This window comes from Burkholderia puraquae (assembly GCF_002099195.1).
GTDB lineage: Bacteria > Pseudomonadota > Gammaproteobacteria > Burkholderiales > Burkholderiaceae > Burkholderia > Burkholderia puraquae.
The window spans coordinates 211,135-229,390 of the sequence record NZ_NBYX01000009.1 but is presented as its reverse complement, the minus strand read 5'-3'; the positions used below and the strand labels follow the sequence as shown (position 1 = coordinate 229,390).

The 18,256-nt window shown below is 68.5% G+C and carries 15 protein-coding genes and 2 pseudogenes; 7 read left to right on the top strand and 10 right to left on the bottom strand.

The window, feature by feature from the left end:
- The first annotated feature begins 35 nt into the window (after nucleotides 1-35).
- Nucleotides 36-1,433, top strand: coding sequence for a hypothetical protein (locus B7G54_RS19375; protein ID WP_085040535.1), 1,398 nt, complete (start codon nucleotides 36-38; stop codon nucleotides 1,431-1,433).
- Between the two features lie 221 nt (nucleotides 1,434-1,654).
- Here the strand turns inward: B7G54_RS19375 and B7G54_RS19370 are convergent, their stop codons facing one another.
- Nucleotides 1,655-1,990 carry a hypothetical protein gene (locus B7G54_RS19370; protein ID WP_085040534.1) on the bottom strand — a complete coding sequence of 112 codons (336 nt, stop codon included), beginning with the start codon at nucleotides 1,988-1,990 and terminating at the stop codon, nucleotides 1,655-1,657.
- A 329-nt stretch (nucleotides 1,991-2,319) separates the two neighbouring features.
- Here B7G54_RS19370 and B7G54_RS40240 point away from each other — a divergent pair.
- Together B7G54_RS40240 and B7G54_RS19365 are read left to right on the top strand one after the other, a co-directional pair.
- Nucleotides 2,320-2,448 (top strand): annotated as a pseudogene (locus B7G54_RS40240) (IS110 family transposase); the annotation flags it as partial.
- Nucleotide 2,449: 1 nt separating this feature from the next.
- Nucleotides 2,450-2,629 (top strand): annotated as a pseudogene (locus tag B7G54_RS19365) (IS110 family transposase); the annotation flags it as partial.
- Nucleotides 2,630-2,645: 16 nt separating this feature from the next.
- Here the strand turns inward: B7G54_RS19365 and B7G54_RS19360 are convergent.
- A complete protein-coding gene (locus tag B7G54_RS19360) occupies nucleotides 2,646-3,392 on the bottom strand; it encodes a MipA/OmpV family protein (protein ID WP_085040533.1) in 747 nt (248 codons plus the stop codon).
- 246 nt (nucleotides 3,393-3,638) lie between these two features.
- Between B7G54_RS19360 and B7G54_RS19355 the strand changes: the two genes are divergently transcribed.
- Nucleotides 3,639-4,364, top strand: a complete 726-nt coding sequence (locus tag B7G54_RS19355; protein WP_085040532.1) for a response regulator — start codon at nucleotides 3,639-3,641, stop codon at nucleotides 4,362-4,364.
- On the top strand, nucleotides 4,365-5,750 hold the full coding sequence (locus B7G54_RS19350) for an ATP-binding protein (RefSeq protein WP_085040531.1): 1,386 nt from the start codon (nucleotides 4,365-4,367) through the stop codon (nucleotides 5,748-5,750). It abuts the gene before it with no gap.
- Between the two features lie 54 nt (nucleotides 5,751-5,804).
- Here the strand turns inward: B7G54_RS19350 and B7G54_RS19345 are convergent, their stop codons facing one another.
- From B7G54_RS19345 to B7G54_RS19320, 6 genes are all read right to left on the bottom strand, one after another.
- Nucleotides 5,805-6,845, bottom strand: coding sequence for a FecCD family ABC transporter permease (locus B7G54_RS19345; protein ID WP_085040530.1), 1,041 nt, complete (start codon nucleotides 6,843-6,845; stop codon nucleotides 5,805-5,807).
- Complete coding sequence (locus B7G54_RS19340; protein ID WP_085040529.1) at nucleotides 6,842-7,834, bottom strand: ABC transporter substrate-binding protein; 993 nt, start codon at nucleotides 7,832-7,834, stop codon at nucleotides 6,842-6,844. The genes B7G54_RS19345 and B7G54_RS19340 overlap by 4 nt, the downstream gene beginning before the upstream one ends.
- Nucleotides 7,831-8,628: an ABC transporter ATP-binding protein gene (locus tag B7G54_RS19335; RefSeq protein WP_085040528.1), complete on the bottom strand. Its 798-nt coding sequence runs from the start codon at nucleotides 8,626-8,628 to the stop codon at nucleotides 7,831-7,833. Before B7G54_RS19335 ends, B7G54_RS19340 begins: the two co-directional genes overlap by 4 nt.
- Nucleotides 8,628-10,718: a TonB-dependent receptor gene (locus B7G54_RS19330; RefSeq protein ID WP_085040591.1), complete on the bottom strand. Its 2,091-nt coding sequence runs from the start codon at nucleotides 10,716-10,718 to the stop codon at nucleotides 8,628-8,630. The genes B7G54_RS19335 and B7G54_RS19330 overlap by 1 nt, the downstream gene beginning before the upstream one ends.
- Nucleotides 10,719-11,309: 591 nt before the next feature.
- On the bottom strand, nucleotides 11,310-11,750 hold the full coding sequence (locus tag B7G54_RS19325; RefSeq protein WP_085040527.1) for a nuclear transport factor 2 family protein: 441 nt from the start codon (nucleotides 11,748-11,750) through the stop codon (nucleotides 11,310-11,312).
- A 50-nt stretch (nucleotides 11,751-11,800) separates the two neighbouring features.
- Entirely contained in the window at nucleotides 11,801-13,825 is a 2,025-nt protein-coding gene (locus tag B7G54_RS19320; RefSeq protein ID WP_085040526.1) for an NADPH-dependent 2,4-dienoyl-CoA reductase, read from the bottom strand.
- A gap of 150 nt (nucleotides 13,826-13,975) precedes the next feature.
- Here B7G54_RS19320 and B7G54_RS19315 point away from each other — a divergent pair, with 150 nt between their 5' ends.
- A complete protein-coding gene (locus tag B7G54_RS19315) occupies nucleotides 13,976-14,512 on the top strand; it encodes a PadR family transcriptional regulator (protein ID WP_175130497.1) in 537 nt (178 codons plus the stop codon).
- Nucleotides 14,513-14,533: 21 nt separating this feature from the next.
- Nucleotides 14,534-15,178 (top strand): SGNH/GDSL hydrolase family protein, encoded by a 645-nt coding sequence (locus B7G54_RS19310; protein WP_085040590.1) that lies wholly within the window; start codon nucleotides 14,534-14,536, stop codon nucleotides 15,176-15,178.
- A gap of 68 nt (nucleotides 15,179-15,246) precedes the next feature.
- On the opposite strand, the gene B7G54_RS19305 is transcribed toward B7G54_RS19310, so the two are convergent.
- Entirely contained in the window at nucleotides 15,247-16,227 is a 981-nt protein-coding gene (locus tag B7G54_RS19305; protein ID WP_085040524.1) for an NADPH:quinone oxidoreductase family protein, read from the bottom strand.
- A 148-nt stretch (nucleotides 16,228-16,375) separates the two neighbouring features.
- Nucleotides 16,376-18,205, bottom strand: coding sequence for an acyl-CoA dehydrogenase (locus B7G54_RS19300; RefSeq protein WP_085040523.1), 1,830 nt, complete (start codon nucleotides 18,203-18,205; stop codon nucleotides 16,376-16,378).
- Nucleotides 18,206-18,256 lie beyond the last annotated feature (51 nt).

The following is an 18,256-nucleotide window of genomic DNA, read 5'->3' as shown; positions in this document are numbered from 1 at the left end:
ATGCGACGCCGCAAGTCACGGGGGAATCGACGGAAATGATCACGCGGTTGCGCAAGACGGCACTCGTCGCCGCGCTGTTCGTCGCGGTGTGGATCGCCGTGTTCGTCTGGTGGAAAACGACCCGGCATGCTCCGACCGCCAGGGAGCTGCTGCTGTGCGGGCTCGTGCTGCCGGCGGCCCTCGCCGTCTGCGTGGCATGGCTGCGCCGGGGGTTCGGCCAGCATCCGGCGCTCGCGGCCGCCGCACCGCCGAGCTCGTCCGCATCGACGGATGCCGCTGCCGCGCAGGACCCCGCGCCGCACACGTGGTCGGCCCTGCTGCTCGACAGCAGCGTCAGGCTGCCGACGGGGGCGACGACCGCAGACATCGATGCGGCGGCCCGGGAGGAACGTTCCGTCGCGCTTCATCCCGAACTGCAACGCCCGGACGGAACCGGCGTATTCGCGAGCACCGTCGAATCGGTGTCGCTCGACCGGTTCGATGCAAGCCTGCTTGCGCCCGACGCGCGGGAAACGCTGCAGGACGAGCACTGGCGCGGGCTGCTGCTGGCCGCCGATGCGCTCGACGAATTGCGCGAGCGTCATGCCGTGTTGTCCGGTGCGGGCGCCGACGCGCCGCCGCTCCGGCTCCACCTGCTGATACCGGAGCGCTGGCAACCGGTCGCCGCCACGCTCGCCGCATGGCTCGATGCGCACGCGGCGCGGGAAGCCGTCGCGCCGGGCATCGTCCGCGCGCAACTGCGCACGGTCGCCGATCCCGTCCAAGCATGGGCGGTCGTCGACGAACTGATCCAGGCGTTGCACCTGCAACCGTCCCGCGATCTGCACGTCGTCCTCGCGTTCGACTCCACCGCAAGCCAGGACGCAGTCGACGCACTGGATCGCGCAGGTCGGCTCTACGGCCGCGATCGGCCGAACGGCATGACGCCCGGCGAAGGCGCATGTGCATTGCTGCTCGGTCATCCCGACACGCCGCATGCGATGCCGGTGTCGTCGATCCATCGGCTCGCGGTCGCGCGCCGCGCGGGTTCCGCCGATCACGGCAAGGCCGAAGCGACGACGCTCGAACAGTTGCTCGCGGCGGCGGGTACGCGCTTGTCGACGTTGCGTCCCGACCTGTCGGCACCCGGATTCGTCACCGACGCCGATCAACGCAGCAGTCGCCGCACCGAAGTCGTGACGGTCAGCGAGCAAATCTGGGGCGACGATGCCGCCGAGCGCAGCCGCCACCTCGGGCTCGCCAACGGGGGAAGCGGCGCAGCGCTCGCGCTGGCTGTGCTGGCCGTCGCCGCCGATCACGCGACAGAGGAACGGCAAGCGGTATTTGCGGCATCGGTCAACGACCCGCTCGCACGCGGCGTGATGCTCGTCACGCCGGCGATGACGGTCGACACCACGGCGTCGGCGCTGCAATCCGGAGCGATCGCAGCGTGACCGGACGCGCCGGCCAGCGCGGCGCGTCACGACTCGTGCAAGCCCCGCCTACAACGGTATCGAGGCGCCTGACCGCCGCGACAGCCGATGCCGCCGCCCGCGGCGATGAATCGCCACGCGTGCCGCCGACCGATCGTCCGCGCGCGACATGCATGCCCGCGACAGCCGCGCTCGCGGAAGCGACATTGGCCGCGACCGATTTTCGTCGGCGGCCGAATCCGTCACCCGCGCCGCACCCAGATCACCTTCCCGTCGCGAATGCCGAGATTGCGGCGCTCCTGCCGGTAGTCCATCGTGCCCGGCAACGACTTGCCGTCGCGCTCGAGCACGCGCCACAGACAGCCGTCGAGCAGCGCGGCCGCATCGGCCTCGGGCTTGCCGATCAGCGCGTCGTCCGGCGCGGCGTCCGCCTTGCACACCGGCGCGGCGCCCGGCTGCGCGGGGATCGCAGCCGCGCCGCCGGCCGTGGCGTTGGGGTGCTTCGTGTTCATGTCGGCACATCCTGAAAACGTTGCGCTCGCAACGAGTGCAACGAGCATCGCGATCGTGTTCTTCATCGGTTTCTCCCTGTCGCGGCCCGGCCTGACGCCGAACCCGCCAGCATGTTACCGCACGCGGTTCGCAGCGACGGCACGACGCCGACGCACGGTGTGCGCCCCGCGCACGCCGTCACGCGCCGGCAACCCGCTTGTATGTTTAAGCCCGACCAGTACGGTAAAGTCTGAGCGCAACCAGACCGAACCGTGCAGTTTGACTTCCGCTTGGGCCGATGAGCCCGTTTCCGAGTACAGAACGCACGGTTGCCGTGCTGGTCTTCCCGAAACCCGAACGGTTACCGGCCCCGAGCTGATCGAGGGCGCATGCACAAGCAAGGGATCCGAAGATCATGTCTGTTTCCTCAGTAATGGTGGGTATCGACGTGGCCAAAGAACATGTCGATATCGCGGTATTGGGCGCCGAACGCGCTGCGCAGCGGTGGACTGACGATGCCGACGCACATTCGGCCCTGGCAGCGCATGGCAGCGCTCACCGCTTCGCGACGCAACCCCGCTATTGCTGCTTTCTATCAACGACTGATCGACGCCGGCAAGCCGCCCAAGGTCGCGCTGGTTGCCTGCATGCGCAAGCTCCTGACCGTGCTCAACGCGATCGTCAAAACAAGTACGCCTTGGGACAGTTCGCTTCATTCCGCTTGACTCGCTACACGGTTACTCAGAACTTGTACGTCACGCCCGCAATCCCGTAGTAGTTGCTGCGCGATTGCACGATCGGACTGTCGCCGTAGCGGCCGAGCAAGCGTGTCACGCCCCCGGTCGCGAGCACCGACCAGTGCTGCGACAAAGTCCAGTTCCACGCGACCGCCATCGATGCGCTGTCGATCCCGCCGCTCGTCGAATACGGCCGGAACCGGCTCGTCATCGACTGGGCGTCGGTCACGCCGTAGAACGTCTGCGTATAGCGCCCCGAGCCCGCGTGCACGGTGCCCGTCACGATGATCTCGTGCTGCGAGGTCTTGAACACCGGCAGCGCGAGATCCACGTGCCCCGACACGCCGCGCGACGTGTGCGTAACAGGTGTGTCGATCGTGACGCTCAATTGCGCCGTGTCGAAGAGCGTCACGCCCGCGCGCACGCCGACCAGCACCGAGCCCGGAATCCGGCCCATGCCCTTCAGGTAGTCGGAGCCCGGCATGTCGAAGCGGTTCTCGTCAGTGCGGCCCGCGTCGTAGCTCACAGCCGCCGACACGAACACGCCGTGCGGCAGGTCCAGCCGGTAGCCGGCGCCCTCGGTGCTGTCGATGAAGAAGCCGTTGCCGAACTTCGCGGAAAACCCCGGCGCAACGACGCCGCGATACTGGTTGCTGCCCTGGTAGCGCGGCGCGAAACCGCCACCGAGCGACAGCGAATACTGGTTTTCCGCGTGAGCGGCGGCGGCGAGGGTCAGGCCGGCGAGCGGCATGCAATAGCAGTAGCGGCGGAGTATTGGGCGCACAATATTGAGATAAAAGTGACGGAGCCCGCAGTCTAGGTGCCGCTCTCCGCCGAGACTGTCCTGAATCTACGGAGAATCTGTGCTCAATTGTGTTCGATTGTTCGAGATTGTCGTCCCGCTCCCCCGGCCTTCGGTGCGCCGGATAGAATTTGCGTGCCGCGCCGCGCACCGGCTTGCCCGGCTGTGAGATGGCGCGCGCATCCTGAGGAGACCATGAACGAAGATCCGCTCAAATACCGCGTACTGCTGATCGAGGACGACGACCGCCTTGCGCAGCTCGTCCGCGAATACCTCGACGGCTATGAATTCGCGGTGACGGTCGTACGGCGCGGCGACCTCGCCGTCGCGGCGGTGCGCGAGCACCAGCCGGCTCTCGTGATCCTCGACCTGATGCTGCCGAACCTCGACGGCATGGAGGTGTGCCGACGCATCCGCGCGTTCACCAACGTCCCCGTGCTGATCCTGACCGCGCGCGTGGACGTCTACGACCAGGTCGCGGGCCTCGAGACGGGCGCCGACGACTACGTGACGAAGCCCATCGAGCCGCGCGTGCTGGTCGCACGCGCCCGCGCGCTGCTGCGCCGTGCGCAGCCGGCCGCCGCCGAAGCGCCGGTGGCCGCGCCCGAAGCGCTCGTGTTCGGCGAGCTGGCGATCTCGCCGCCGAACCGCACCGTCACGTGGCACGGCGAGCCGGTCGACCTGAAGACCGCCGAATTCAACCTGCTGCTGATCCTCGCGCGCGCGGCCGGCACCGTGCTGAGCCGCGACGACATCCTGAAGCAGTTGCGCGGGATCGAGTTCGACGGACTCGACCGCTCGGTCGATTCCGGCATCTCGAAGCTGCGCCGCCGCTTCGAGGATGCGTCGTCGGAGCCGCACAAGATCAAGACGATCTGGGGCCGCGGCTACCTGTTCAGCCCTTCTGCGTGGGACGAGTAAATGCTGCGCCCGTTGATCAGGCTGTACCTCGTCGTGATCCTGTTCGTCGCCGCGTCGATCCTGTTCATCCAGCTGTCGTTCGACCGGATCTTCTACGATCGCAGCGCGCAGGCGCAGCGCGACTCGTTGACGACCTATGCGTTCGTGCTCAACGACTACCTCGAGCGCCATCCGGGCGGGCAGCGTGAGCTCGCGCTGCGCGAACTCGCGAGACACGGCAACGAAGGGTTCGGCTTCCTGTCGATGGCCGCCGCCCGTGCGCAATTGAGCGGCGCGCCGCTGCGCGATCTCGATGCCGGCCGGATCGCGATCAGCTACAACGGCAAGGATTACTACATGCCGCTCGCAGACGGTTCGGTCCTGCATGCGCGGCCGATCGAAGCCTCCGATCTCGACATCCGGATCTATGCGTACCTGCTGCTCGCGCTCGGCACGCTGTTCGCGGTGGTGCTGTGGATTCACTATCACTGGCGCGACCTGCGCAGGCTGCAGGACGCCGCACGCGCGTTCGGCGCCGGCACGCTGTCGACGCGCGTGAAGCTGTCGGGCAAGTCGAACATCTTCGAGCTGTCGCAGCAGTTCAATGACATGGCCGCGCGCATCGAGGCATCGATGAAGCAGCAGCGCGAAATGATGCACGGCATCTCGCATGAACTGAAGACGCCGCTCGCCCGGCTCGAATTCGGGCTCGCGCTGCTCGCCGAACCCGACGAAACCGGACGGATGCGCGAGCGTCGCGACGCGCTGCGGCGCGACGTGCGCGAACTCGACGAGCTCGTTACCGAGCTGCTGACGATCGGCCGGCTCGAGCAAGGCGCGAGCGAGCTCGCGCCGATGGAAGTGGTCGTCGACGCGCTGATCGACAGCGTCGCCGGCAACGTCGCGGACGACATCGCCGATCGCGGCATCGCGCTCGACGTGTCGACGCTCGATGCCCCGGCAACCCACGTCTGCGATCCGAAGCTCGTCGCCCGCGCGTTGCTGAACCTGATCCGCAACGGCGCGCGTTATGCGTCGCGCAAGGTCTTGCTGGCCGCCACCCGTGACCGGTCCGGCGCGCTCGTGCTGAGCGTCGACGACGATGGCCCCGGCATTCCGGCCGCCGAGCGCGAGCGCGTGTTCGAACCGTTCCAGCGGCTGGACTCCAGCCGCGACCGGCAGACGGGCGGCTTCGGGCTCGGGCTCGCGATCGTACGGCGCGTCGCGCAGGTGCACGGCGGCGACGTGCGGCTCGAGGATTCGCCGCTCGGCGGCGCGCGCTTCGTGATCACGCTGCCCATGCGCGCGCTGCCGGACAACCTCTTCGACGTCGCGCAGGACGTGGCGAGCACGCACGCCGACGCGCGCCGTCGCGACGGCACGGGTGCGATCACGCCGGTTCGGTGAAGCCGGCGGCCCCCCCCCCCACCCGCGCATGCCCTCGCCTGACGGCGCCGCCGCTCAGCGGCGGCGCAGCAGCGCGACGAAGAACAGGCTACCGAACATCGCGGTCACGATCCCGATCGGCAGATCCTCCGGTGCCGCGAGCGTGCGGGCGGCCACATCGGCCCATACGAGCAGGATCGCGCCCGTCAGCGCGGCCACCGGCAGCAGCCTGCCGTGCTCGGCGCCGACCACGCGACGGCACAGATGCGGCGTCACGAGCCCGACGAAGCCGATCGCCCCGCTCACCGCCACCATCGCGCCCGTCGCGAACGACGCGACGACGAACACTTCGCGCCGCATCCGCGCGCTGGGCACGCCAAGCGACGCCGCAGCGGCGTCGCCCGACATCAGCGCATTCAGTTCGCGCCGGCGCGCGTACAGCGCGCCGCCGGCGAGCACCGCGCACACGGCCGGCACCGGCAACAGGTCCCAGCGCGCGAGCCCGACGCCGCCGAGCATCCAGAACAGCACCGACGACGCGGCGCGCTGATCGCCGAGATACAGCAGCAGGTTGCCGAACGCCGCCATCATGAACGATACCGATACGCCCGCGAGCAGCAGCCGGTCCGATTCGAGCCGGCCGCGCCGGTAAGCGAGCGCGATGACGCAGGCGGTCGCCGCGAGCGCGCCCGCGAACGCGGCCGCCGACAGCGTGAACGGGCCGAAGGCCGCGCCGGCCATCACCGTAACCGCGACGGCGCCGAGCATCGCGCCCGCGCTCACGCCGAGCAGGTGCGGATCGGCCAGGCGGTTCGCGGTCGCCGCCTGCAGCGCAACACCGACCGCTGCCAGCGTCGCGCCGACGATCGCGGCCAGCAGCGCACGCGGCATCCGGATCAGCCAGACGATGCTGTCGTCGCCCGCCCCTGCCGCGAACGCACCCGCCCCGCCGAACGCCGACGCGAGGTGCGTGGCGACGATCCGCACCGCAGCCGGCATCGCGATCGGCGCCGGGCCGAACGCGGCCGACGCGACGATCGATACGGCCAGCAGCAACGCCAGCGCCGGCAGCACCACGCGCATGCCGGGCCGCGATGCACGCACGTGCACGCTCATCGCGCCGGCCCGGCGAACGCGGCCGGATACAGCGCGCGCGCCAGCGTCTCGACGGCCGCGACGTTCTCGGGGCCCGGCGTCGCCGCATCGTACGGAATCACGACAAAGCGCCGGTCGCGGATCGCGGCCACACGCGCGAGCGACGGCTGGCTCAGCAGGAACTGCTGCTTCTGCGCAGCCGTCACGGCCGAATAGTCGACGATCACGATCACCTGCGGATCGCGCGTGACCACGCTTTCCCAGCTCACCTGCGTCCAGCTGCGCGGCAGGTCGGCCATCACGTTGCGCGCCCCGGACGCCGCCAGCAGCGCGGTCGGCATCGCAAGCCCGCCCGCCGTCATCGGCTTGTCGGTGCCGCTGTCATAGACGAACACGCGCAGCGGCCGCGGATGCCCGATTGCGCGCGACACCGCCGCGAGACGCGCGCGCATCGCGGCGACGACCTGCGCGGCGCGCGCGTCGACGCCGAAGATCCGGCCCAGATTGTCCAGGTCGCGGAACACGTCGTCGAACGACGCGGCCGCCTGCTTCATCACGTGCGAGCACGATTCGGTCAGCTCGTATGTACGGATGCCGAACGGCGCGAGCGTCGCGGGCGTCACCGGGCCGCCGACATGCATCCCGTAGTTCCAGCCCGCGAGATAGAAGTCGGCACGCGCGGCCGCCAGCACCTCGAGCGACGGATACTGGCTCGCCAGTTCGGGCACGCCGCGCAACGCGTCGCGCACGCGCGCGGTGCCCGTCTTCCAGCCGCCGATGCCGGTATAGCCGACGAGCCGGTCCTTCAGGCCCAGCACGAGCATCATCTCGGTCAGGTTCACGTCGTTGCTCACCGCGCGCGCCGGCGCGCGCTCGAACGTCACGTCGCGATCGCAACTGCGCACCGTGACGGGATAGGCCCCCGCATGAGCGGCCGCGCAGCCGAGCACGGTCGCGGCAACCAGCCTGCGGGATACTGAGGACAAGACAGGAAACGGCATGGCGGTCATTCCGGATGAAGCGGCGTAATGCGCGGCCGGCCCGTGACGGGATGGCGATCGACGAGCGCGACGACGCCGAACACATCGCGCAGCAGCGCTTCGGTCAGCACGTCGGCCGGCGCGCCCGATGCGACGACCCTGCCATGCGCGAGCACGTGGAGCCGGTCGCAATACGCGGCCGCGAGATTGAGGTCGTGAATCGTGGCGAGCGTCGCGATGCCGAGGCGCCGCACGCGCGCGAGCAGTTCGAGCTGATGGCGCAGGTCGAGATGGTTGGTCGGTTCGTCGAGCAGCAGCAGTTCGGGCTGCTGCGCGAGCGCGCGAGCCAGCAGCGCGCGCTGCTTCTCGCCGCCCGATAGCGACGCAAAGCGCTGCGCACGGCGCTCGACGAGGCCGACGTCGCGCAGTGCCGATTCGACGATCCGGCGATCGTCCGCCGTCTCCGCATCGAACGGCCGCTTGTGCGGCGTGCGCCCCATGCCGACCAGTTCGTCGACCGTCAGCCCGAAATCGTCCGGCGTCTCCTGCTGCAGCACCGCAATGCGCTGCGCGACCGCGCGCGGCCGCATGCGCCACACGTCCTGCGCATCGAGCGCGACGCGGCCTGCATCGGGCCGCGCGTATCGGAACACGCAGCGCAGCAGGCTCGTCTTGCCGCTGCCGTTCGGGCCGACCAGCCCGACGAACTCGCCTTCGGCCACGCCCAGCGTCACCGAATCGAGCACGGCGATCGCACCGCCGGGAGACCAGCTTACGCGTTCGATGTCGAGCATGTGCGCCACGGGAAGCTCGCCGCGCCGCATTAGAAGCGCATCGTCGCGACGAGCTCCGCGGAGCGCGACGGGCCGAGCAGCCATTGCTCGCCGCCGTTCGACGTCGTCACCGCATACGTGCGGTTCGCGAGGTTGCGCAGGTACAGCGCCAGCTCGGTGCGCGACGTCGGCTGCCAGCGCAGCGATGCATCGAACACCGTGTACGACGGCACCGGCACGCGGTTCGCGTCGTCGCCGTACGTCGAGCCGACGTAACGCACGCCCGCATTCGCCTGCCAGCGCTCGGCAAACGCCCAGCCGAGCCACAGGTTCGCCGTCTGCTGCGGCACGTTGGCCGGCGCATTGCCGGCGCGCGACACCGTCGCGCTGCCGAGCTTCTGGTTGAACTCGTCGTAGCGCGCGCGCAGCAGCGCTGCGTTCGCATCGATCGTCCAGCCGTGCGGCAGCCGCGCGCCGCCCGTCAGCTCGATGCCGCGCGACGATTGCCGGCCGACCTGCTGGCGCAGTGCGGGATTGAACGGATCGGTGCTGAGCAGGTTTCGCTTCGTGATGTCGTACACCGCGAACGTCCAGTACGCGCGGCCGTCGAGCAGCGTCTGCTTGACGCCGGCTTCCCACTGTTCGCCGGTCGCAAGCCGGTAGTTCGCCTGCGACGCGGACAGCGTCACGAGCGAGCCGAGACCCTCCGCGCCCGTCGTGTACTGCGCATAGGCGCTGAGCGTCGGCGCGACTTCGAACACGAAGCCCGTGCGCCAGCCGACGTTCGCGAAGCGCTTGTCGAAGCCCGCGCCGGCCGCCGCCTGCTCGCGGCTGAACGCGATGTGGTCGTAGCGCAGGCCGCTCACCCACGCGAGCCGCGGCAGCACTTCGAGCCGGTTCTCGGCGAACACCGCCGCCTGCCGCGCCCGCGTGCCGAACTGCGGCACCGTCGGGTCGGGGCTCGTGAACACGCCGGGATCGAAGCCGTGCGCGGCCACCGTCGAATCGCCGCCGTACGGCGAATTGTTGGTGCCGTCGAACGTGACCTGGCTGAATTCCGTGCCGACGACGAAGCGGTTCGCGCGGCCGAACAGCGTGCCGTCGAAGCGTGCGCTCAGCCGATCGCCGATCTGCCGCTGGTGGTGGCCGATGTCGAGATAGTCGCCACGCGTGACGAGACCCCGCGCGGGGTCGAGCACATACGATTCGGCATTGCGCCAGTGGCGGTTCGACGTCAGGTAGTAAAGCTGGTTGTCGATCGTCACGCCGGCCGTCGGCCGGTAGCTGGCCGACAGGCGCGTCCACTGGTCGTAGTAGGCGATCGTCGCATCGCCGACGTTGTAGTTGAGCTTGCGCAGCGACGGATCGAGCACCCCGTTCGGCGCGGGCACGCCATAGTAGGCCGCCGGCATCTGGCGGCCGTAGTCGAAATCGAGCGTCAGCGTGAGCTTCGGGCTCACGTCGAACTTCAACGCGCCGCCGACGGCGGTCGTATGCGTATCGGCCCGCTCGGCGAGACCGTTCGCGCGCGCGTCGCTCGCGTAGAAGCGATACGACAGCCGCGGGCCGAGCGCGCCCGTCGTATCGAACGCGACGCGCTTCGCGCCGTCCGGGCCGACACCGACCTGCAGCACCGTCTCGCGCGTGCGCTGCGGCCGCTTCGGCACCACGTTGACGACACCGCCGATCGCCCCTTCGCCGTACAGGACCGACGCCGGGCCGCGCAGCACCTCGATGCGCTCGACCGACCACGTATCGAACGGAAACGTGATCGTGCCGGCGGCGGGCATCAGCCGCACGCCGTCGAGCAACGTCATCACCGATTCCTGCCCGCTGAAGCCGCGCACGCTCAATGCTGTCCCACCGGTGCCGGGCGCCATCGCGCTCGCAAAGCCGGCCGTGCGCGTCACTGCGTCGAGTATCGAGCGATCGCCCCTCGCCTCGATCGTGCCGGCCGTAACCGTCTCGACGCTCGCGGGCGTGTCGAGGCTCGCGAGCCCGAGGCGCGAACCCGTTTCAAGCGGTTGCGTCAGCGGGTCGGCCGGTGCGGATTGCGCACTGACGTTGATCGCCGGCAGCGCGTGCCGCTCGTCCGGAGCGAGTGCGGCCGCTTCGGCGGCCAACGCGCCGGAGGTCGCCATCGCGCAACCCAGCAGGGTCGTGCAGCCGCGTGCCGCGCGAACGCGCCAGGCGCCCGCGCGCCGGCGCGACGCGGCGTGGTGCCGCTCCCCGCGCGCCGGGTTGTGTCTGGTTTTCGTCACGTCGTATCGATCTTCGGATGGTGTCGCCGCACGCGGCCGTGCCAGTCAGCCCGGCCCGCGGTAACGCAAACCTCGGATGATACAATATATCATCTTGATTCGTCAGCACTTTGTCAGGTTGCCCCGGCCGGGGTGCACTGTGCGTCTACGACGGGCAGTTGAACGGCACCCACAGCTTGTCGCCCCGCGGCCTGGAATGCGCGCCCCACCGAACGCGCCAGCCTGCGCGCCACTGCAGGACGCCTTCGACGGCAACCTGCCCCGCTCGACCGCGCGCTGGGCCGAACGCACGGCAAACCGACAAACGACACCCTCACGGAAACAACCCGCATGAATACCGAATCGAGCGCGTACCAGGCACCGTCAACATGTTCGGCAGCCAAAGCGGCTGGTGCTTCGCCTACCGGCCGATCGCGCGCGCACGCGGCGTGATGCCCCGCCACGCTGCTCGCGGACGGGCCGGAGCCTGGCTCACCCGCCGACCTTGAACGCCGGCAACTGCTGCCCGAGCCGCGCGCCCATTGCTGCGCCGAGTGCCTGCAGCGCATTGAACGGCCGGACCATGACCTCGAATTCGACGATCCGCCCTTCGTCGTCGAAGCGGATCATGTCGATCCCCTTCAGCGCCTTGTCGCCGACGGCCGCACTGAACTCCAGCACCACGCTCTTGCCGTCGTCGGCGACGAACTGGCGGTGATAGGTGAAATGCTCGAGGATCGTAATCACCGTGCGCAGCGCCATCAACAGCGCGGGCGCCGGCCCGTAAGGCTTGAACGCCATCGGCGAACGGAATACCGCGTCCGGATGGACGATCGATTCCAGTGCGTCAAAATCCTTGCGTTCGACCATCGCGTGCCACGTGTCGAGCGATCGCGCGACAGCGGGTTGAAGATGCAGCGGTGCGTTCGTCATCGAAGACTCCTGTATCGTCGGGCGGAAAAGAAACGAATCGGTCTCACATCTCAAAGGTTGGCGGCAAGCGTCGTGCCCTGGTGAATCGCGCGCTTCGCATCGAGTTCGGCGGCTTCGTGCGCGCCACCGATCACGTGAACCTTGCGCCCTGCCGCCTCCAGTTGCTCCGCCAGTTCGCGCAATGGTTCCTGCCCCGCACAGATCACGACGTTGTCCACCGGCAGCGTCTGCTCGACGCCGTCGATCGTCACGTGGAAGCCGTCGTCGTCGATGCGCCCGTACGTCACCGCGGACGACATCCCGACGCCGCGCGCCTTCAGTGCCGTGCGGTGGATCCATCCGGTGGTCTTGCCGAGCCCGTCGCCGACCTTCGACGCCTTGCGCTGCAGCAGATGAATTTGCCGCGCCGCCGGTTCGGGCCGCGCATGGCGCAAGCCGCCTGCGTTCGCATACGACGGGTCGACACCCCACTCGGCGAAGAACCGGCCCGCGTCGACCCGTTCGCCGTCGTCTCGATGAACGAGATATTCCGCGACGTCGAAACCGATGCCGCCGGCGCCGACGATCGCGACATTGCGGCCCACGGGCTGGTCGTCGCGCAATACGTCGAGGTAGCCGAGCGTCTTCGCATGCGCGACGCCGTCGATCGGCGGCGTACGCGGCACGATGCCCGTCGCGATCACCACTTCGTCGAATTCGCGTTGCAACAGCATCTCGGCGGTCACACGCGTATTGAGGTGGAGCGTCACGCCACGCAGTTCGATCTGCCGGCGGAAATAGCGCAGCGTCTCGTTGAATTCTTCCTTGCCGGGCACCTTCTTCGCGATATTGAACTGGCCGCCTATCTCGGCGCCGGCTTCGTACAGCGTCACCGCATGGCCGCGCTCGGCCGCGGCGACCGCGAAGCCGAGCCCCGCCGGCCCGGCGCCGACCACGGCGATCCGCTTGCGTTGCTGCGCGGGGCGAATCACGAGCTCGGTTTCATGGCACGCGCGCGGATTCACGAGACACGACGTGATCCTGCCGCTGAACGTATGGTCGAGACACGCCTGGTTGCAGCCGATGCATGTGTTGATTTCATCCGCACGCCCTTCCCGCGCCTTGCGGACGAACTCGGCGTCGGCGAGGAACGGCCGCGCCATCGACACCATGTCGCAATAGCCGTCGGCGAGCAGCTGCTCGGCGACTTCCGGCGTGTTGATCCGGTTGGTTGCGACGAGCGGGATGCCGACCTTGCCCATCAACTGCCGGGTGACCCATGCATACGCGGCACGCGGCACCTTGGTCGCGATGGTCGGAATGCGCGCCTCGTGCCAGCCGATACCCGTATTGATGATCGTCGCACCGGCCGCTTCGATCGCTTGCGCGAGCCGGATCACCTCGTCGAGCGTCGAGCCGCCTTCGACGAGATCGAGCATCGACAGCCGGTAGATCACGATGAAGTTCGTGCCCACCCGCTCGCGCACGCGCCGCACGATCTCGACCGGAAAACGGATGCGGTTCTCGTAAGCGCCGCCCCATGCGTCGTCGCGATGGTTCGTGCGCGCGGCGATGAATTCGTTGATCAGGTAGCCTTCGGATCCCATGATCTCGACGCCGTCATAGCCCGCATGCTGCGCAAGCGCCGCGCATCGCACGAAATCGGCGATCGTCTCGCCGACCTCATCGCTGCTCAACGCATGCGGCGTGAACGGATTGATCGGCGCCTTCAACGCGCTCGGCGCGGCGAGCGCCGGGTGATACGCGTAGCGCCCGAAATGCAGGATCTGCAGCGCGATCTTGCCGCCTTCCGCGTGCACCGCACGCGTCACGACACGGTGACGCTCAGCCTCCGTTTCGGTCGTCAGCATCGCGCCGCCCGGCGCCGGACGACCACGTTCGTTCGGCGCGAATCCACCCGTGACGATCAGGCCGGCCTCGCCGCGCGCGCGCTCCGCATAGAACGCCGCCATCCGCTCGAAGCCGTTCGGCGCTTCCTCGAGACCCACGTGCATCGACCCCATCAGCACACGGTTCCTGAGCGACGTGAAGCCAAGCTCGAGCGGGGTCGTCAGATGCGGATAACGCGATGTCATCGGGGGGCTCCATTTTTATGCAACAAGTTGCAAAGATATTATTCCACCGCCTTCGTTTATGCAACTCGTTGCATAAACGCGTTCATCATCTTGTACTATGGCCCCGATATGGCAAGATGCGGTTCATTCTTCGGCCTCCTCCGATCCGACATGTCCCTGCCCCACGCACTCCTCACCGCCCTCGCCGAACGTCCCGGTTCGGGCTCCGAACTCGCCGACCGTTTCGATCGCTCGATCGGCTATTTCTGGCAGGCGACGCACCAGCAGATCTATCGCGAGCTGGGGCGCCTCGAGGAAACGGGCTGGATCGAGTCGCTGCCGGCCGAATCGGGGCGCGGCCGCAAGCGCGCATACCGGATCCTGCCGGCCGGCAAGAAGGAGTTGCGGCGCTGGATCGCCGAACAGGAAGATCCGACGCCGCTGCGCGAAGCCTTGATGGTGCGCCTGCGCGCGGAAGCGGTGCTCGGCCCGGCCGGCCTCGAGGACGAAATCAGGCGGCGCATCGCGCTGCACCAGGAGAAGCTCGACCTGTACCTGCGGATCGAGGCGCGCGATTTTTCGGAGGAGTCGGATTCGCGTACGAAGCGCCTTCAGCATCTGGTACTGCAGGCCGGCATCGCGAACGAACGGTTCTGGGTCGAGTTTTCGCAGCATGCGCTCGACGTGCTGCGCTTGCCGAAAGATTGAACGACTGACGGAGAAATGACGATGACGCAGAAAACCGTGCTCTGCTACGGCGATTCGAACACGCACGGCACGCGCCCGATGACGCGTGCCGGCATACTGGAGCGGTTCGCACACGAAGAACGCTGGACCGGCGTGCTGGCGCAAACGCTGGGCTCAGGCTGGCGGGTCGTTGAAGAAGGATTGCCCGCGCGAACGACCGTGCATGACGATCCGATCGAAGGCCGGCACAAGAACGGTTTGTCGTATCTGCGCCCGTGCATCGAAAGCCACTTGCCCGTCGATGTCGTCGTGCTGATGCTCGGGACGAACGATCTGAAGACACGCTTCTCGGTCACGCCCGCCGACATCGCGACGTCGGTCGGCGTGCTGCTTGCCGAGATCGCTGCGTGCCGTGCCGGCCCGGCCGGTGGGTCGCCGAAGCTCGTGCTGATGGCGCCGGCCCCGATCGTCGAGGTCGGTTTCCTCGGCGAGATCTTCGCGGGCGGCGCAGCGAAGTCGCGGCAGCTCGCCAAGCGGTACGAACAGGTGGCAAGCGATGCCGGCGCGCACTTTCTCGATGCCGGCGCAATCATCGAGGTCAGCCCGGTGGACGGCGTTCACTTCGCAGCCGATCAGCATCGCGCGCTCGGGCAGCGGGTCGCGGCCCTTCTACAGCAGATCGCGTAACGCGCGCGAGCGCCGGACCGCAGCCGCGCGGCGTCCACCGGTGGGTGCGGACGCGCGCGGAAGACCCGTCAGGCTTCCGGCAGGATCACCACCTTGCCCTTCACCTGCCGGTTCGCCATCCGCGCAATCGCATCGGCCGCGTCGGCCAGCGGCACGCGTTCGGTGATCGCGGGTCGCACCTTGCCGGCCGCGAACCATTCGGCGAGCAGGCGCATGTTCGCGACATGCTGCTTCGGGTCGCGGCGCACCGCATCGCCCCAGAACACGCCGAGAATGTCGCGCTCCTTGAGCAGCGCCAGGTTCAGCGCGATCTTCGGGATCTCGCCGGCCGCGAAACCGACCACGAGGAACCGGCCGTGCCACGCAGTCGCGCGCAACGCCGCTTCGCTGTAGGCGCCGCCCACCGGATCGTAGACGACGTCGGCACCGCGCCCGCCGGTCAATTCGTCCACGCGGCGGCGCAGGTCTTCGGTCGTATAGTCGATCGTCTCGTCGGCGCCGGCGTCACGACACAGTGCCAGTTTGTCCGCGCTCGACGCCGCCGCGATCACGCGCGCGCCGAGCGCCTTCGCGATCTCGATCGCGGCGAGCCCGACGCCGCCCGCCGCGCCCAGCACGAGCAACGTCTCGCCCGGTTGCAGCCGCGCGCGCTGCTGCAAGGCGTGCAGCGACGTGCCGTACGCGAGCACGAGCGCCGCGCCCTGCTCGAACGTCATGCCCGGCGGCAGCGCGGCAATCTGGTGCACGTCGGCCACGCACTGTTGCGCGAACCCGCCGTGCCCGGTAAACGCGACCACCGAATCACCCGGCCGCCACGCAGTCACGCCTTCGCCCACCGCGTCGATCACGCCGGCAAATTCGGCGCCCGGCGAAAACGGCAGCGCCGGCTTCACCTGATACAACCCCTGGACGATCAGCGCGTCGGGAAAATTGAGCGACGCAGCCTTCACCCGAACCCGGACCTGGCCCGCGGCCGGTTCGGGAATCGCCACGTCCTCGATGCGCAAGCGGTCGATCGGGCCGAATGCGGTACACAACAGGGCTTTCATGTTCGTCTCTCTCCTTGTGCGGCGTATGCGGGCATCGGGTCAGCCTGCGGGGCACGCCCGCACGGCCGGTTCACGACGAGTACGCGACAGCCGACGGAATCGGCATCCGCAACATCGTCTGCATTCCGGAATGTCGGTGAAGCAACGATCAGAACCATGCGTCGCGCATATCGAGCGTCGTCGTATCGACGCTCGCGAGCAGATCGAACTGCGCATCCACTTTCGGCAATTCCCAACGGAAGAAATAACGGGCGGCCGCACGCTTGCCGTCGTGGAAATCATCGACGTGCCCGTGCGCGGCGAGCGTCACGTCGAGCCACAGCCACGCGACGACGAGATGGCCGAACGCTTCCAGATAGACGCTCGCGTTCGCGAGCCGCGCCTGCGGATCGCCGATCGCGCCCAGCTGTCGCGTGACATCGCCGAGCCGCGCCCAGCGCTGCGCCAGCGCATCGGCCTGCTCGCGCAGGCCGGCATCGAGCGTGCGCGCACGTTCGACAGTCGCGCCGATTCGTGCGTCGAGTGCGTGCAGCAATGCGCCGTCGTCCTGTGCGACCTTGCGGCCCAGCAGGTCGAGCGCCTGGATCCCGTGCGTGCCTTCGTGAATCGGATTGAGCCGATTGTCGCGATAGAGCCGCTCGACCGCGTAATCGCGCGTGTAGCCGTAGCCGCCGTGCACCTGGATCGCGAGGTCGTTCGCAACGAGACACCACTGCGACGGCCAGCTTTTCGCGATCGGCGTCAGGATGTCGAGCAGGCGCGCGGCCTGGGCGCGCACGTCCGCGTCGTCGTGCGCGCCTGCTTCGTCGACCAGCTTCGCGCAGTACAGGATCAGCGCGAGACCGCCTTCGACATAGGCCTTCTGCGCGAGCAGCATGCGCCGCACGTCCGGATGCTCGACGATCGGCGTCTGCGGCGCGGCGGCATCCTTGCCCGCCGGCCCGAGCGGGCGCCCTTGCGGCCGGTTCCGTGCGTAGTCGAGTGCGTGCAGATAACCCGTGTAACCGAGCGCCACCGCACCCGCGCCAACGCCGATGCGCGCTTCGTTCATCATGTGGAACATGTACGCGAGGCCGCGGTTCGGCTGGCCGACCAGATAGCCGATCGCGCCCGCACGCCCTTCCGGGCGGTAGCGTGTGCCTTCGCCGAAGTTCAGCAGGCAGTTGGTGGTGCCGCGGTAGCCCATCTTGTGGTTCAGCCCGGCGAGCACCACGTCGTTGTGCTCGCCCTGCGCCGCGCCGTCGGCGCCCGGCAGGTACTTGGGCACGATGAACAGCGAGATGCCGCGTGTGCCGGGCAGCAACCGGCCGTGTTCGTCGGGAATCTTCGCGATCACGAGGTGGACGATATTCTCCGTCAGTTCGTGTTCGCCGCCCGAGATCCACATCTTGTTGCCGGTCAGCCGGTAGCGCGGGCCGAGCGGCGAGTCGCCTTCGAAATCCGCGCGCGTCGCGATGTCCGACAGCGACGAACCGGCTTGCGGCTCGGACAGGCACATGGTGCCGAAGTAGCGCCCTTCCAGTTCCGGGCGTGCGAACGCGTCGATCTGCGCGGGGCTGCCGTGCGCGACGAGCAGGTTCGCGTTGGCAGCGGTCAGGAACGGATAGGCGGCCGTCGCGATGTTCGCGGCCTGGAAGAACAGGAACGACGCGGCTTCGACCAGCTTCGGCAAACGCATGCCGCCAAGCGCTTCATCATGGCCCGCGGCGATCAGCCCGGCGTCCGCAAAGGCACGCACGGCCGGTTCGACGTCCGGGATCAGCGTCACGCGCTCGCCGTCGAACTGCGGCTCCTCGCGATCGCCACGCGCCGCATGCGGCGCGAACAGGTCTTCGGCAATCCGCTCGCTGGTATCGAGCACCGCGTCGAACGTCTCGCGACTGTGCTCGGCGTAACGCGGCAGCGCGACGAGCGCTTCCGCGTCGAGCCAGTCATACAGCAGGAACGCGAGATCGCGTCGCGACATCAACAAGCTCATCGTGCTGCCTCCCGGGGTGCCGGCTTCGTCAGCCGAATGTAGGGTCCGTGA

Bases quoted from the DNA above. Each gene is read 5' to 3' on its own strand.
- B7G54_RS19330 (WP_085040591.1), bottom strand. From the start codon at position 10,718: ATGGCGACCTCCGGCGCGTTGGCCGCCGAAGCGGCCGCACTCGCTCCG.
- B7G54_RS19310 (WP_085040590.1), top strand. From the start codon at position 14,534: ATGACGCAGAAAACCGTGCTCTGCTACGGCGATTCGAACACGCACGGC.
- B7G54_RS19340 (WP_085040529.1), bottom strand. From the start codon at position 7,834: ATGACCGCCATGCCGTTTCCTGTCTTGTCCTCAGTATCCCGCAGGCTG.
- B7G54_RS19370 (WP_085040534.1), bottom strand. From the start codon at position 1,990: ATGAAGAACACGATCGCGATGCTCGTTGCACTCGTTGCGAGCGCAACG.
- B7G54_RS19360 (WP_085040533.1), bottom strand. From the start codon at position 3,392: ATGCCGCTCGCCGGCCTGACCCTCGCCGCCGCCGCTCACGCGGAAAAC.
- B7G54_RS19325 (WP_085040527.1), bottom strand. From the start codon at position 11,750: ATGACGAACGCACCGCTGCATCTTCAACCCGCTGTCGCGCGATCGCTC.
- B7G54_RS19350 (WP_085040531.1), top strand. From the start codon at position 4,365: ATGCTGCGCCCGTTGATCAGGCTGTACCTCGTCGTGATCCTGTTCGTC.
- B7G54_RS19355 (WP_085040532.1), top strand. From the start codon at position 3,639: ATGAACGAAGATCCGCTCAAATACCGCGTACTGCTGATCGAGGACGAC.
- B7G54_RS19375 (WP_085040535.1), top strand. From the start codon at position 36: ATGATCACGCGGTTGCGCAAGACGGCACTCGTCGCCGCGCTGTTCGTC.
- B7G54_RS19315 (WP_175130497.1), top strand. From the start codon at position 13,976: ATGTCCCTGCCCCACGCACTCCTCACCGCCCTCGCCGAACGTCCCGGT.
- B7G54_RS19305 (WP_085040524.1), bottom strand. From the start codon at position 16,227: ATGAAAGCCCTGTTGTGTACCGCATTCGGCCCGATCGACCGCTTGCGC.
- B7G54_RS19300 (WP_085040523.1), bottom strand. From the start codon at position 18,205: ATGAGCTTGTTGATGTCGCGACGCGATCTCGCGTTCCTGCTGTATGAC.
- B7G54_RS19335 (WP_085040528.1), bottom strand. From the start codon at position 8,628: ATGCGGCGCGGCGAGCTTCCCGTGGCGCACATGCTCGACATCGAACGC.
- B7G54_RS19320 (WP_085040526.1), bottom strand. From the start codon at position 13,825: ATGACATCGCGTTATCCGCATCTGACGACCCCGCTCGAGCTTGGCTTC.
- B7G54_RS19345 (WP_085040530.1), bottom strand. From the start codon at position 6,845: ATGAGCGTGCACGTGCGTGCATCGCGGCCCGGCATGCGCGTGGTGCTG.